The 15,297-nt window shown below is 71.8% G+C and carries 6 protein-coding genes; 3 read left to right on the top strand and 3 right to left on the bottom strand.

Features of this window, described 5'->3' with window-relative positions; all coding sequences use genetic code 11:
• Window positions 1–110 precede the first annotated feature (110 nt).
• The 3 genes from HMPREF3165_RS04385 (at window position 111) to purM (ending at window position 4,974) form a co-directional block, all read left to right on the top strand.
• A complete protein-coding gene (locus HMPREF3165_RS04385) occupies window positions 111–1,757 on the top strand; it encodes an RNB domain-containing ribonuclease (RefSeq protein ID WP_070511111.1) in 1,647 nt (548 codons plus the stop codon).
• A gap of 61 nt (window positions 1,758–1,818) precedes the next feature.
• Window positions 1,819–3,675 carry an amidophosphoribosyltransferase gene (gene purF, locus HMPREF3165_RS04380; RefSeq protein WP_141745007.1) on the top strand — a complete coding sequence of 619 codons (1,857 nt, stop codon included), beginning with the start codon at window positions 1,819–1,821 and terminating at the stop codon, window positions 3,673–3,675.
• Window positions 3,676–3,819: 144 nt separating this feature from the next.
• Window positions 3,820–4,974 carry a phosphoribosylformylglycinamidine cyclo-ligase gene (purM, locus tag HMPREF3165_RS04375; protein WP_070511109.1) on the top strand — a complete coding sequence of 385 codons (1,155 nt, stop codon included), beginning with the start codon at window positions 3,820–3,822 and terminating at the stop codon, window positions 4,972–4,974.
• 266 nt (window positions 4,975–5,240) lie between these two features.
• On the opposite strand, the gene HMPREF3165_RS04370 is transcribed toward purM, so the two are convergent.
• The 3 genes from HMPREF3165_RS04370 to HMPREF3165_RS04360 all read right to left on the bottom strand — a co-directional run bounded on the left by HMPREF3165_RS04370 (window position 5,241) and on the right by HMPREF3165_RS04360 (window position 15,089).
• Entirely contained in the window at window positions 5,241–5,444 is a 204-nt protein-coding gene (locus HMPREF3165_RS04370; protein WP_003781441.1) for a DUF3073 domain-containing protein, read from the bottom strand.
• Window positions 5,445–6,022: 578 nt separating this feature from the next.
• Window positions 6,023–8,512, bottom strand: a complete 2,490-nt coding sequence (locus HMPREF3165_RS04365; protein WP_070511107.1) for a UvrD-helicase domain-containing protein — start codon at window positions 8,510–8,512, stop codon at window positions 6,023–6,025.
• Between the two features lies 1 nt (window position 8,513).
• The gene (locus HMPREF3165_RS04360; protein ID WP_070511105.1) at window positions 8,514–15,089 is read right to left on the bottom strand and encodes a DEAD/DEAH box helicase; all 6,576 of its coding nucleotides are present in this window, start codon (window positions 15,087–15,089) and stop codon (window positions 8,514–8,516) included.
• Window positions 15,090–15,297: the final 208 nt, after the last annotated feature.

The raw sequence follows: 15,297 nt of genomic DNA, 5'->3' as shown, positions 1-15,297 counted from the left end.
ACCTGACCCCACCGTCGATTCTGAAGTTTTGGTCGATGTGTGGGGGTGGGCTGGGGCTGTGCGCGCCCGTTGGGCACTGCACTGAGGGCCGGCGCCGGTAGGTTCGTCCCATGAGTCGCATGCGCCTGAGCACCTATACCGCCCCGCCCGCCGAGGTCGCCCGGACCTTGGACGCGCTGCGCGCGCACTACGAGGTGCCTGCCGCTTTCCCGCCCGAGGCCCTCGCCGAGGCGGAGGCCGCTGCCGGCGCCTGGGCCCAGGACGGCCCCGCCCGTCTCCTGGCCGACGGCGCCCGCGATGCCCGCGACCTGGAGCTGGTCACCATCGACCCGCCCGGCTCCATGGACCTCGACCAGGCGGTGCTCCTGGAGCGCCTGCCCGCACAGGCCGGTGTGGGGACCGGGGACGCCCCCGAGCCGTCGGCCGCCTACCGAGTCCACTACGCCATTGCCTCCCTGGCCACCTTCGTCACCCCCGGCGGCGCCCTGGACACCGAGCTGCGCCGTCGCGGCGAGACCATCTACGCCCCCGACGCCGCCACGCCCCTGCACCCGGAGGTCCTCTCCCACGGCGCCGCCTCCCTGCTTCAGGACGCCGAGCGCCCGGCCTGCCTGTGGACCATCGACCTCGACGAGCGCGGTGAGGTCGTCTCCGCCCGCGTCGAGCGGGCCCTCGTGCGCTCGCGGGCGCGCCTCAGCTACGCCCAGGTCCAGGCCGCCATCGACGGGCAGGGCGCGCTGCCCCAGGAGGCGCCCGCCGACCTGCCCGAGCTCCTGGCCGAGATCGGCCGCCTGCGCCTGGAGCGCGAGGCCGCCCGCGGCGGCATCAGCATGACCACGCCCGAGCAGGTCGTCGAGGTGGCTGAGGCAACACAGGCAACGGAGCCGGCGTCACCGACCGAGGATGCGGGGGACGCGGACCCCACCGAGCGCCCCGGCCCAGCCGGCTATCGGCTCGCCTACCGCGTGCCCGTGCCCGCCGAGCAGTACAACGCCCAGATCTCCCTGCTCACCGGCATGTGCGCCGCCCGGATCATGGTCGAGTGCGGCGTCGGCATCCTGCGGACCCTGCCGCCGGCGCGCCCCGAGGACTACGCCCGCCTGCGGCGCGTCGCCGCGGCCCTGGGCATCGACTGGCCGGCCGCCCAGCCCTACCCCGGGCTCGTGCGCAGCCTGGACCACGCCGTCCCCGCCCACGCGGCCTTCATGGAGCAGGCCATGTCCCTCTTCCGCGGATCGGGCTACCTCGCCTTCGGGGTGGGCGGGGTCGGGGTCCCCGCCGACGACGAGGCCGCCGACTCCGAGGAGGCCGTCCACTCCGCGATCGCAGCCCGCTACGCCCACGTCACCGCGCCGCTGCGCCGACTCGTGGACCGCTACGGCGAGGAGGTTTGCATCGCCGCCTGCGCCCAGGCGCCTGTGCCCGAGTGGGTCCTCCAGGCGTTGCCCGACCTGCCCGGCGTCATGGAGCAGACCGGTAAGCGCGCCCGCGCCATCGGCCGCGGGGCCCTGACCGCCCTGGAGGCCCTGGTCCTGCGTGGACACGAGGGCGAGGTCTTCGACGGCGTCATCACCTCCGAGCGCGACGGCCGCGGCGAGCTCGTCCTGGCCGAGCCCGCCGTCGTCACCGAGATCCGCGCCGGCAAGAAGGCCTTAGACGGCGGCCTCCCGGTGGGTGAGCGCGTGCGGGTCCGCCTCCTGTCCGCCGACCCCGCCTCCGGCATCCGCTTCCAGCTCCTGCGGCCGGAGCACCCCTGAAACGGACCGGCTCCGGCGGACGCAATGGTCAGACGGCGCCCGACCGTGACAGACTGTGCGTGTGCGCACCGGTGAGAACCCCACGCAGATCACCTTCGACCATCCCGACGGCGCCCGCCCCACACCGCGGGCCGACTCCTCCGAGCCCCTGGGGCGGACCAGCCGCCCGAGCCCGCCCGATCCGGCGGCCCCTGAGACTCCCGAGGTCTCTGCGGCTCCCGCAGCGCCCGCCGGCGTCCCGGGCCTGACCGCCCTGCCCGACGACCACTCCGACGAGCTCGAGCCCTCGCCGCGCGAGGAGTGCGGTGTCTTCGGCGTCTGGGCCCCTGGCGAGGAGGTCTCCCGCCTGACCTACTTCGGCCTCTACGCCCTCCAGCACCGCGGCCAGGAGTCGGCCGGCATCGCCACCTCCAACGGCTCCCAGATCCTCGTCTACAAGGACCTCGGCCTGGTCTCCCAGGTCTTCGACGACCAGGCCCTGTCCAACCTCGCCGGCCACATCGCCGTCGGCCATGTCCGCTACGCCACCCAGGGCGCCACCACCTGGGAGAACGCCCAGCCGATGCTCGGCCCGGCGGCCGGCTCCACCCTCGCCCTGGCCCACAACGGCAACCTCACCAACACCCGCGAGCTCATGGACGCCGTGCACGCCACCTCCGGGGAGGACCTCAGCGGCGAGCTCGGCCGCGGCTCCTCCACCGACACCGCCGTCCTGGCCGCCCTGCTCAACCTCGTCTCCGAGCGCGGCGCCCTGGAGGGCTGGGACTCGGCCGCCGACATCCTCACCGCAGGCATCACCGACGACGCCGAGCTCGAGGCCGCCTACAGCGCGCCGGCACCCTTGAGCGTCCACCAGGCCGCCCGCCGGGTCCTGCCCATGCTGCGCGGCGCCTTCTCCCTGGTCTTCATGGACGAGCGCACCCTCTACGCCGCCCGCGACCCCCACGGGGTGCGTCCCCTGGTGCTCGGGCGCCTGGGCAACGGGTGGGCTGTGGCCTCCGAGACCGCTGCCCTGGACATCGTCGGCGCCACCTTCGTGCGCGAGATCGAGCCCGGCGAGCTCATCGAGATCGACGAGGACGGCGTGCGCTCCTCGCGCTTCGCCACCGCCCGCCGGGCCGGCTGCGTCTTCGAGTACGTCTACCTGGCCCGCCCCGACACCCGCATCGCCGGGCGCAGCGTCATCACCTCGCGCAATGAGATGGGGGCGGCCCTGGCCCGCGAGCACCCGGTGGAGGCCGACCTCGTCATCGCCACCCCCGAGTCGGGCACCCCCGCCGCCATCGGCTACGCCCAGGCCTCCGGCATCCCCTACGGGCAGGGCCTGGTGAAGAACGCCTACGTGGGGCGCACCTTCATCCAGCCCACCCAGACCCTGCGCCAGCTCGGCATCCGCCTCAAGCTCAACCCCCTGCGCGAGGTCATCGAGGGCAAGCGCCTCGTCGTCGTCGACGACTCCATCGTGCGCGGCAACACCCAGCGGGCCCTGGTGCGGATGCTGCGCGAGGCCGGCGCCGCCGAGGTCCACGTGCGCATCTCCTCCCCGCCGGTCATGTGGCCCTGCTTCTACGGCATCGACTTCGCCACCCGCGCCGAGCTCATCGCCACCGGCATGAGCGTGGAGGAGATCGGTCAGTCCATCGGCGCCGACTCCCTGGGCTTCCTGTCCGTGGAGGGCATGGTGGCCGCCAGCGGTCAGAAGGCCGACGAGCTGTGCCTGGCCTGCTTCACCGGCGACTACCCGATCCCGCCGCCCGTGCGCAGCCTGACGGGCGCCGCCATCCCGGTGCGCCGCGTCCCGACCGCCTACCGCGGTCGGCGCCGCGAGGAGGCCGACGACGCCGGCCGCACCGTGCCGCCGGGCAGCATCACCCGCCCGGACCTGGCCTCCGGCAGCCCCCTGGGATCGACGACCTAACCAGGGCCCCGGTGCCCGCCGCGCGCCCCAGCCGGCCCCGGTCCGCCCGAGTCCGCCGTCGGCGATGCGCACCGGCCGCCCGCTGCGCCCTCGCCCTTTCCGCCCGCCACCGCACCTTCGACCCGAGTCCACAAGGAGCCCCACATGACCCAGCAGCCCGAGCAGCCTGAGCAGCCCGCCCCCGCCATCACCTACGCCGATGCCGGCGTGGACACCGCCGCCGGGGACCGGGCCGTCGCGCTCATGAAGGACGCCGTGGCCTCCACCATGACCCCGGCCGTTGTCGGCGGCGTCGGGGGCTTCGCCGGGCTCGTGGACGTCTCCACCCTGCGCGACTACCGCCGCCCCCTGTTGGCCACCTCCACCGACGGGGTAGGCACCAAGGTCGCCATCGCCCAGGCCCTCGACATCCACGACACCATCGGTCAGGACCTGGTGGGCATGGTCGTCGACGACATCGTCGTGGTCGGGGCCCGCCCCCTGCTCATGACCGACTACATCGCCTGCGGGCACGTCGTCCCCGAGCGGATCGCCGACATCGTGCGCGGCATCGCCCAGGCCTGCGCCGCCATCGGCACCCCGCTGCTGGGCGGGGAGACCGCCGAGCACCCCGGCCTCATGGCCCCCGACGAGTACGACGTCGCCGGGGCCGCCACGGGCGTCGTCGAGGCCGACCGGATGCTTGGGGCTGAGAAGGTGCGCGTCGGTGACGTCCTGGTCGCTCTGGGTGCCTCCGGGCTGCACTCCAACGGCTACTCCCTGGTGCGCCGCGTTATCGAGCACGCCGGCTGGGGCCTGGAGCGTGAGGTCCCCGAGTTCGGCCGCACCCTGGGCCAGGAGCTGCTCGAGCCCACACGCCTGTACACCCGCGTGTGCCTGGCCATGCTGGAGACCCTGTCCTCGCCGGCCGCCCCGGGGCCGATCCACGCCCTGTCCCACATCACCGGTGGGGGGCTGGCCGCCAACGTCGCCCGGGTCCTGCCGGCCGGGCTCATCGCCGACGTCGACCGCTCCTCCTGGACGGTGCCGCCGGTGTTCTCCACCGTGCGCGAGCTCGGCTCGGTGCCGTGGGAGGACCTCGAGGGCACCCTCAACCTGGGCGTGGGGATGGTCGCCGTTGTCGAGCCGGGCGTGGTCGACGCCGTCCTGCGGGTCGCCGAGGGCTCCGACATCCCCGCCTGGGTGCTGGGCGAGGTGCATGAGGCCGGGAAGTATGAGGCCCAGGGTCGGGTCGTCTCCGGCACGAAGGGCGTCGACGGGGGAGCGGTCGACATCCACGGCACCTACCGGACTGCCTGAACCACGAACGCCCCGCTGTGCCAGCGGGGCGTTCGCGTCGCGAGGTGTCACGGATGGCGACTATTCACACCTCGCCGGGCCGGTTCTGGAGAAACGGGTCAGGGCAGCACCGTCCTGACCTGGGTCGATGCGACACAGGTGGTTCGGTTCGGGAGTGAAAAGTCGCCGAGAGTGACACGGATGGCCGCCTGACGGCCTCAACGTGCGCGTTTGTAGGCGCGAGGAAGGGCCGGCAGGTGCATTCCTCCGGCCCTCACTGGGGTGGGCTACTTGCCGCCCTCGTCCCAGTCATCGTCGTCGACGGCATACTTGGCGGCCAGCTCCTCGTAGTCGATCTCGTCGTCAGGCTCGGATCCTGAGGACGCTGAGACGAGCTCCCGCTCCAGAGCCTTGTAATCAGTCTCCGGGCTGAAGTACTTGAGCTTACGGGCAACCTTGGTTGCCTTGGCCTTCTGACGGCCGCGCCCCATAGGCTCGACCCCCTCCAACGTGTCACGGCGCGCACGTGGGCGCGCTCTTCCTGGTCAAATATGTCGTGGGGCAACCGTACAACGTCAACGGTCGCGAACACCATTCGGACACTGGGGGAGAGTCGTGGTGACGCACACCCCACATGTTGGACGTGGGGTCCAAGAGTCCATAGGGATTGCCCAGAGGGTCTTCGGTAGGCCCTCAGCGAGCCTGCGGATGCTGCCCAATATCGGCCCGACGTTCCTCCAGAAAGACTGGATTCTCAGGGGTGCGGGGCTGCTGGCTCGGGGATTCCTGGGAAGGGGCGGGGGAGGGGTCGCCTGGTGAGTCGGGGCAGGCACTTCGCCGGGGGCGTACGCGGAGGGCCGGACAGCAGAAGACCTGACATGTGCGGGGGTGGCGGGCCTGACGGACGCACGGATGCGCGGGTGGCGGCCCTGACCGGCTGAACCTCGAGGATGCGCCGCACGGGCTGAGGACTGACCCTGGGGGTGTAAGCCCACAAGCCCGATGGTGCGTCCTCGGTGTGTGGTGGTGTGGTGCCCGGCTTGTGAAAACGCAGCTGAGAGACCACAACCTACGGCGCGAGGGCGGTGATGAGGGGGCTGGCCTCGCCGCTCCAGGAGATGGCGAGCTGGTCCCGGGCGCGGGTCGCGGCCACGTACAGCAGCGAGCGCTCCCGCAGGAGGGCGTCGTCGCTATCTGCGTCGGAGTACTGCTGGTCTCGCAGTGGTCGAGGGATCGCGTTCTTCGAGACGTCGAAGAGCAGAACCTTGCGGAACTCCAGGCCCTTGGCGCGGTGCATCGTCATGACTACGGGCCTGCCCCGACCGGCTGCCTCCCGGTCCACGGCGCGCACCTCTATCCCGTGCTGCGCCAGACCATTGACGACGGCGTCGCGCTGGTAGCGGTCACGCACGAGGATGGCGATGCTCTCCGGGGCGCTGTCCTCACTGTCTCGGTCCTGCTCCAGCCACACCGTCAGCAGCTCGGCGGCCTTGCTCAGCTCGTCGGCGCGGTCGGTGGCGTGCAGCAACAGTGGCTCGGGCCCGGAGCGCGGTGAGACGTAGTGGTGCTCCTCGGCCTGTCCCTCCATGTCCTCATAGGTGCCGGGGTCGAGGATCCCGAAGGCGACATCGAGGTTCTGACGGGTGGTGCGATAGTTGCGCGTCAGCCGCCGCGACCTGCCTCGCACCTGGATCCCGTAGTGGCTCAGCGTGATCTTCTTGCCGTAGATACGCTGGTGGGAGTCCTCAGCCAGGAACAGGTCATCCGGGCCCGGCTCCACCAGCGCCCGCAGCAGCTGCAGGTGAGAGGGCGTGAGGTCCTGCGCCTCATCGACGAGCACGTGCTGGAAAGGTCGGGGCGTGCCGAGGGCTGCCTCCTGGTCGAGCCAGGCGGCGGCCAGCGCGAGCTGTTCGTCAAAGGAGGTCACGCCCAGGTCGGCGCTGCGGTCCCGGTAGCGCTCCATCGCCTTCCACACAGCGGCCCGTTTGGACCGGTCCAGGGCCACTCCCCGTCCGGGGCGGCGCACGCGCAGGTACTGCTTGAGAGTCGTGACGCGCTGGGGCAGCACGATCAGCTCGTACTCGGACTCCAGGAAGTCTGCGGAGCGCAGCCCCTCGGGCAGCTCATCGCCCATGAGGGTGAGGACCTCCTGCCACACGTTCTCCCTGGGGTAGGTGAGTACTCGCCCGCGCGGCTGGCCGATGACCTCCTGGGCGATGGGGGAGATCTTGGCCCCAGCCTGCTGGAGGATCATGCGCGCCACCCGGTCCAGGCCGCTGACCATGACTCCGGGCTCCCTCAGCCTCTCAGTGAAGGGCAGCCGTGGTTCGAGCTGGGCGATCTGGCGGCGCAGGTCGTCGGCGAGGTTGCGCGTGTAGGTCGTCAGCAGGATCCGCGGCTCCTGCCCGTCAACCTTGTCCCGCTTGGCCAGCTCGACGGCGCGGTGCACGGCAATGACGGTCTTCCCAGTTCCGGCGCCGCCCGAGACACGCATGGGGCCGTTCGCGCGCCGCTCCACGAGCGCCCGCTGCTGGGGGTGCAGGAACAGCTGCCACTCGGCGAAGCTGAGCCCCTCAATGGCGCGGCGCAGGTCCTCGTCACTTTCCAACCAGGTGAAGGTCGAGCGTGCCGCGCGAGTGCGCAGACCGGCGATGAGGTCGGCGTCGGTGGGCTCTGCGGCGACGTCGCGCGAGGGCCGCAGCCCGAAGTCCTCACGGATCTCCTCGATCGTCGCCCCTGTGGCCAGGTTGAGCAGCGCCTCGCCCTGCCAGGGCGCCCGGGCGGTGGAGGCCAGATCGAGGAGCTGGGACTCGCGCTGCGCCGCCAGTGCCGCCGCACCGAGTCGGACGTCAATACCGAGCTCGTCGTGCAGCATCTCCACGGTGAGTCCGTCGGGCCACACCGGTGCCTGGTCCCGGCTGGGAACGACGACGGCGCCCGGCACAGCAGCGGCCCCGAGCGCCACTCCGGCAGCCGTTCCTCCTTCGCCCCGCTGGCTCCCCGTCCCAACCGACTCGGTGCCAGGTGCCTGGGTGGGTGCGGAACCGGCGTCGGCTCCTCTGGCGGCTTCCTCGTTGCGACGGCGCGCCTCAGCGTTGGCGGCCTGGATGCGGGCCGTCTCGCGGGCGAGCTCATCGGCCTCGCGCTGGGCGGCGGCGAGTTCGGCTTGGGCTGTGCGCCGCGCCTCCTCGACAGCACGGGGATCCAGGCCGATGAGGTCCCCGACGTTGACGACCTCAGTGATGCCGTTGCGGGGATTGACGTGGACGGTGACGGATTCGGCGATCTTGATGGCCTCGTCATGCGGCCAGATGCCGTGAATGACGTAGACGACCTCCCCGTCGGCAGCGAGCTCGAACAGGACGGCCCGGTAGAAGTCGGTGACCCGCGCGGTGCGCACGCGCCGGTCCCGTGACCCACGAATGGGCTCCAGGTGCAGCCCCGAGCTCGTGGTCATGGTGGACAGCTTGCTGATGAACGGCCCGATCTTCGCCCTGAGGGAGGGGTCCTTGGCGGTGGCGTCCTTCGTCTTGCTGCTGGGCAACAGGATCGTGGCCATGTCAGTGTCCTTCCAGGAGCTCGGGGATGAGCGCGCAGATATCGGTGGCGGTGCGGGCCGGATCGTCGCCGACGACGATGACACGCCAGCCAGCCGTCGTCAGGGCCTCCTCGTCGCCGTCCTGCGGCTCGGCGAGGACAGCAACCTTGGGCGCGGCCCAGGACAGGTCCGTCATGATGCCGCCGACCTCGACGCCGTCGCCTTCGTGCGGGAGGCCGGCCGCAGCCAGGTGGGGCAGAAGGGCCAGGATCGGCTCGGGGGTGAGGTCCTGGTCGACGTCGTCCCAACCGAGATCGCTCATGGCGGCCGGACTACCGGCGACATCCGCCACAGCGACCTCAGCCTGGGCGCGGGCGCGCAGCTCGGCCAGAGCCCGGCTGGTCGTGGTGATGTCCACGGGCACCTGAGTCAGGGCGAGCACGTTGCTGAGCCGCAGCCAGGCCAGCCAGGCCTCCGGGTGGTCGGGAGTCCCCAGGGCCTCATCGGAGTCGTCGAGCACGAGGGCCATCCCCGTGGTGGAGGCGCCGGTGAGCTGAACCGCCAGGGCAAGGTGGGGGATGGTAAAGACCGAACCGGAGTGCTTCGACGCCGCAGGAGCGCCTGCGCCATCAGCAGCACCAGCCGGCTCGGGCAGCTCGGCCTCAGGCCGCAGTACACGCAGCGCTTCCCACAGCGGATCCACCATGGTTCGTCTGGTGTCCTCCTCGGAATCACTCTCTGGGACCGGGGAGCACTGCAGGGAGGCGGTCCTGCTTAAGGGTAAGTGTTGGTAGGCACCGACGATGAGCGGCCCCCAGGCGGAGTCGGCCAGAGCCGCCAGGGCGGCAGCCGTCGGACTGGCCTCGGGGTCCTCGTTGTCATCGCTCAGCATCGTCTCCAGCAGCGCCATCGGCCCGCCGCGCCAGGCGTCGATGGCCTGGTCGGTGACGCCGCCGGCGCGCGAGGCCCCCAGGTAGCCGTTCTTGAGCTTGGCGACGGTGTCCTCATTCAGCCAGGCCGGGTTCCACGGCCCGTCCAGGTCTTCGAGGCTTACGGAGATGACCCGGTAGCCGGCGGCACGCAGGCGTGCACGTTTGTCGGCGTCGTCGGCGAGGCGGTTGTACTTGCGACTGGCGTGGAAGTTGCGGCCGTCGGTGAAGATGGCGATGGGACTGCGGCCGCCGGGGCGCAGGCAGGTGAAGTCGGGGCGGGTGCCTCGGGCGTCGAGCTGGGGACGGATCCGCCAGCGGCCCCCGTCGATCTCCAACGCGGGCGCGCCCGAGGGGTCGCTGGTGGTGCGCACGGCCATCTTCTTGCTCAGGAGCTCGGCGAGTGCGGCGCGGAAGCGCACCTCCAGGGGGCTCTCCCCGGTGCCGGCGCGCACGGCCTCGTCGGTGACTGTCCACTGGGGGAGGTCCGGGTCGAGCTCGGCGAACATGCCTTCGGTGTCCTGGGCGCTGTTGTCCTCCCGTCCCAGGATCTGGCCGATGGCGTGCAGGGCTGCGGCGCGGGTGACCTCGGCGGAGACGGCGTGGGGCCGCAGGCAGTCCGGGCACATGTCCTTGCCTTCGGTGCGGCACGGGCAGTTCTCCAGGTGCTGGCCGGTGCGGATGAGGAGGTTCCAGAGCCGGCTGGAGTCGTCATGGTCGGTGAGGTAACCGGTGCCTCCGGGCACGGTGTCGTGCAGCAGCAGGGCGGGGCGGGTCTCGCCGGGGGCGCCGCCGGCCACGGGGTGGGGGACGGAGGCAATGCCCAGGTGATCGGGGGAGCCTCCAGTGGTGATCTCCAGCCCCAGGAGGATCGCGGAGGCCAGCGAGTCCACCCCCACCCGGTCGGTGGCGAAACCCAGCGGCAGGACAAAGGCGAGTGCCTCAGTGCTCAGCTCGCGCATGAGATCGACGGCGATCACGTGCTCGGCGGAGTCGCTGCGGTAGCGGCACCAGGGTCGGTGCTCGCGGGCGGAGGAGGCCCGGGTGTCTGTGTCGAGCTTGCCGCAGGCCTCGCACAGGCGGAAGTCCCGCGAGGATAGGGCGTTGCCGGAGACCCGGTCGACGCTCTGGCCGGCCAGGGGCCGCCCGGTGTTGAGCCAGCGCAGGTTCATGCCGCGGTAGCGGGTCACTCCGAACCCGGAGGCCTCCACGTTCCACTGGCGCACTGCGCGGGTGGGGTCGAAGTCGGCCAGGGGCAGGACCTCGAAGTGGGTGCGGAGCCGCTCGTCGCTGGAGTCCCCGATGCGGGCGTCGTCTTGGGAGACGTCGGCGAAGACCCGGCTCAGGCGCAGGACCCGCCGGGCCCGTCCGACCTCGGCAATGTCGGTGTCACGGCACCTGGGGCACTCCGTGGGCGCGGCGGGCCGGGTCTCCTGCGGCTCGCGCACGTCGATGTAGCCGCAGGCCTTGCAGCAGAACCACCACTGGGCCTGGTTGTTCAGGTCGGAGGCGTCAATACCCTCGATCTCCATCTCCAGGCCGCGGGTGTAGAAGGTGGCGCCGGGGGCGAACTCGTGCAGGGCGTGGACGGAGGCTCTCTCGACGTCGCAGGGCTCGGAGTGGAACTCGTCGTCGTCCGGGTCACGCCAGGAGACGCGGGCGGACAGGCGCACGGAGTCGTCGATGAGGGTGTAGTTGGGCAGGATGCCGTGGCGCTCCAGGGCCGAGACCCAGTGCTCACGATCCAGGTCGAAGATCCGGGACTCGGCGGCCTTCCGGGCTCCTTCGGCGGAGCGATGGGCTCGCGTGTCCTCCTCGGTGGCGTTGGGGCGCTCGGCGGCGACTTTGAGCTCGGGCAGGGCCTCACGGATCTGGCGTTCTTGGCGGTGGAGCTGCTCGGACTCGGCGCGGTGCTCGGCCGCGGCGCGCTGGAGCATTTCGCGAGGCCCGGCGCCGGCGTCCTGGGTCACCCAGCTGCTGAGCCGGTCGAGCGCCGGCGTGCGATCCTGGAAGGCGTCGGTGAAGGCCTGCACCAGCAGGGCGCCGTCGCGCTCGATCCGCTCGCACAGCGTGGTGACGAGCGAGCCCTCGCCGGTGGCACCCAGGGCGGTCTTCGCGGTGTCGCCGCCGTGGCCGCCGGAGGGGATGGCCGGGTGGTTCTCGCGGGCGAGGGTGTCAATGACGGAGGCCAGGAACTGGCGGCGCAGAATCTCCTCGGCCCCCAGATAGGTCGACGGCGGCGCGACGGACCCGTTGAGCAGCCGATCCGGGGCCTCGAGGATCGGGAGCTGGCTGCGCCTGCCGGGAACGTAGGCCAGGGCGAGCGCCGAGCCGCTGCGGCGGCCCGCGCGGCCCACCCGCTGCACGTAGGAGGCAACGGTGGCCGGCAGGGAACCGAGCATGACGGTGGACAGGTCCCCGATGTCGATACCCATCTCCAGGGTGGGGGTGGCCACGAGGACGTTGGGGTCACCGGGCACCTGCGTGGGGCGTTTGAACCCGGTCTCGACGTCGGCGCGCTCCTTGGCGTCGAGCAGGGAGGTGTGCTCATGGGAGTCGACCCGGCGCACGTGAGCCCCGGCGTACATGCTGCGGTAAAAGCTCTCGGCCGGGTGCGGCTGGGCCCTCAGGTGGCCGGGGCAGGTGGCGGCCAGGCAGGGGGCGCTGTCGAGCTGGTCGACGGTGGCGATGGCGGCGGGCAGCTGGGTGCGGCAGGTGTCGCACACCAGGAGCAGGGCTTCGCGCGTGGTCTCACGCAGTGGGGAGACGACGACGCGGCCGGCCGGCAGCCCGTAGACGGTGCCGCCGGAGTCGGTGGTGGTGACGCTGAGGATCCCGGCTTCGGCCAAATGGGCCAGGAGCGCGCAGGCCAGGCGGGAGGCGTGGGTGGGCACGACCCCCAGGCACTTACGGGCCCAGGTGGCGTACCAGGACTTCGAGGAGCTCACCGGCGTGAAGGCCGACTTGCGGGTGTCGAGGCCGCCGCCGACCTGGGGGAAGGCCGGGGCGGCGCGCCCGGTGGGGAAGGCCGGCTGGCCCTGATTGCGGTCGCGCTTGTACCAGATCCACAGGCGCTTGCCGTCGTCGCGCTTGTAGTGCGAGAGCCATTCGTGGTCGATGGCGCCCTCGCGGCGCATGTGCTCCAGGGTGCCGCGCACCCAGGCGAGCAGGGCTGCGTCGCTGGTGTCCTTGAAGCCGTCGAGGACGCCCTGCTGGTCGGTCCCGAGGGCCTGACGGGCCAGGGCCACCAGGGCGTTGGCGCGCCCGGCGCTGACGTGGACGGTGACCGAGCCGGTGGCCTCCAGGGTGCGCCCGTAGGTGGACTGGAGACCCACCTCCAGGGCGATGTCGAACAGGAGCCGACGGCGCACATGCGGCTTGGCGCGGCTGCGCTTGGAGGCGGGGGCCTTCGGGTCCCAGTAGGGCTTGAAGCGCTGGTGCTCAGACAGGGCCGCGGGGACCAGCCGGTAGCGGTCGAAGGCGCTGGCCTGGGCGTCGTCGAGGGCGGCCTCGGCCCACTCCTCGATGGGCATCTCTGCTCGCAGCGCCCCGCGCAGGGCCGAGCGCAGGCTCATCGTGTGGGAGCGCTGGTTGACGTAGCCGGCGCGGTGGGCGGCGTCCTGCACGGAGTCGGTGAAGATGAGGGCGCGTTTCTCGGTGTTGTCGAGGGCGTCGTCGCCGAACAGGGTGGTCAGGGACACCGACAGGAGGGTGGCGACGGCTGAGCCGAGGAAGCGGATGGAGTCCTTGGCGCCGCAGGAGGGGCAGACGTCGTTGGTGGAGTCCTCGGTGATGCTGCGCTCGTCCCCGGTGAGCATGAGGACCGGCAGGACGAGGCCCTCCTTGGCTTCGGTGCTCTCCTGGTCCGGGCGGCGGGTGAGGATTTCGCGGCTGTTGATGGAGTACCAGCGCAGGCCGGGGTGTCGGGCCTCCAGGTTGATCTCGCCGGCCTCGGTGCGGGTGCGGTAGTCGGCGTCCTCCCCGGGGGCGTGCAGGAGGGCCCGGAAGCGGGGGTCGCCGGTCTTGCGGTCGCGGCGCACGTGGGTCTGGTCGTCCTTCTCCTTCTGGCCGGTGGGGGCCAGGACGATGCCCCAGCCGGAGCGCCCGCAGGAGCGGCAGTACAGGGCGGGGCGCGCGGGCTCCTCAACCTGTGTCTGCTCGGAGGCGGCGTCGGCCCAGCGGAAGGAGGGCAAGGAGCTCAGGGCCCGGTCGACGCGGGTGACCTCCCGGATCCACAGGGTGACCTCCACGTTGACCGCGCTGCGGTCGGGGTTGCCGTCGAGTCCGGCGCGCACGACGGACAGGGCCGCCAGGATCGCGGAGAGGACCCGCCGGGCCAGACCAGACTCGGGGATGGGGCCCAGGAGATCCCGGGCGAGGTCGGCCAGCGACGTGGAGTGCTCGGCGGCGCGCACCAGGTCCAGGACGTCGGGGTGGGCCTGGAGGGCGGAGGCGAGGCCGGCGGCGTCCAGGGTGTCCTCCACTTCTTCGGGCAGGTCGTAGAGGTGGGCGACGACGCCGCGGAGCAGCTCCTCGGGGCCCGGGGAGCCGGCCTCGGCGAGGTGGGCCAGGGCCTGCAGGTTCTCGCCGGGCAGGGAACGCAGGCGCAGGGCGCGGCCGGCCAGGCCCTTGGACTCGGCCACCTGGCGGTGTGTGGCGGCCCACTGGTCGAGGTCGGCGCGGGTCTCGGTGACGACGGCGCTGGTGGGCAGATCGGTTCCGAAGACGTCGCGGGCGAAGGCGAGCATCTGCGAGGGGTCGCCGCCGTCGCCGAGGGTGGCGGAGGTGGCCACCGGGCACACGGGGCCGAGAGGGGAAGAGGCGAAGGCCTCCTGGCGGGGATGGTCGGCGGGCAAGTGGGCGCGCAGGGTCAGGCCCAGGCGCCGCAGCAGCATGGCGACGTCGGTGCCCTGGGCGCCGTCGTAGGTGTGGAACTCGTCAAGGACCAGGTAGGTGAGCGACCCGGCCGAGGCCCGCCACAGCTCGCGGTCCTCGGGGCGCAGGAGGAGCTGGTCGAGCATCTTGTAGTTGGTGAGCAGGATGTCCGGCGGGTTGTCACGGATGACGTAGCGGTCGGTGATGAGGGAGTCGGCGGTGACGTGCTTGCAGGGGCTGGCGGAGGAGTCCCCGGTGTAGATGGCGGCGCGCACGTCGGCCAGGGCGGGGTCCTTGGTGATGAGGCTGGCGAGGCGACTGGCCTGGTCGGAGGCCAAGGCGTTCATGGGGTAGAGGATGAGGGCCTTGATGCCGGTGACTCCCTGGGCGCGGGCTCGCAGGACGTGGTCGAGGACGGGGTGGAGGAAGGACTCGGTCTTACCGGAGCCGGTGCCGGTGGTGACGATGGTCGGCTCGGGGCGGTGGCCGCCCTTGGTGGTCAGGCGCCGGTAGGAGTCCTCCTGGTGCTGGTAGGGGGTCAGGCCCGGGTCCCAGTCGAGGGGCCGGTCGGCGGGGTGCGCCAGGTCGGTTGTGCCGGGGCGGGCGCTCGCGGCCAGGTAGGGCAGGCGCAGGCGGACGAAGGGGCCGACGAAGACTCCCTGCTTCTCGTCTTCCAGGAAGTCGGTGAGCACGCGCCGTGGCTCGGCATCGGTGAGGGCGAAGGTCGTCGAGAGGTAGTCGACGATGGACCGACGGATGCGTTCGGCCTGGAGGCTAGGGAGGAGGAGCGTCATGGCTGGAGCGTGGTGGTGATGGGCGGTGGGGTGGATGGTGGCGAATGGTGTACGGGAGTGGTGTCTGCCGGGGCCGGCGCCTCATCGTGCGGATCGTCGTTGTTCCGGGAGTGATCCCGCAGATCAGAGGCTACCGCAGGCCGCGTGAGGGCTGAGACACTTGCAAGTAACGTTATGTACGTTTCTGCACTTTTCGTCCATAATGTCC

The organism is Actinomyces sp. HMSC08A09 (genome assembly GCF_001807465.1).
GTDB classification, from domain to species: domain Bacteria; phylum Actinomycetota; class Actinomycetes; order Actinomycetales; family Actinomycetaceae; genus Actinomyces; species Actinomyces oris.
The sequence above is the reverse complement of the archived record's forward strand: the minus strand, read 5'-3'. Positions and strand labels throughout refer to the sequence as shown.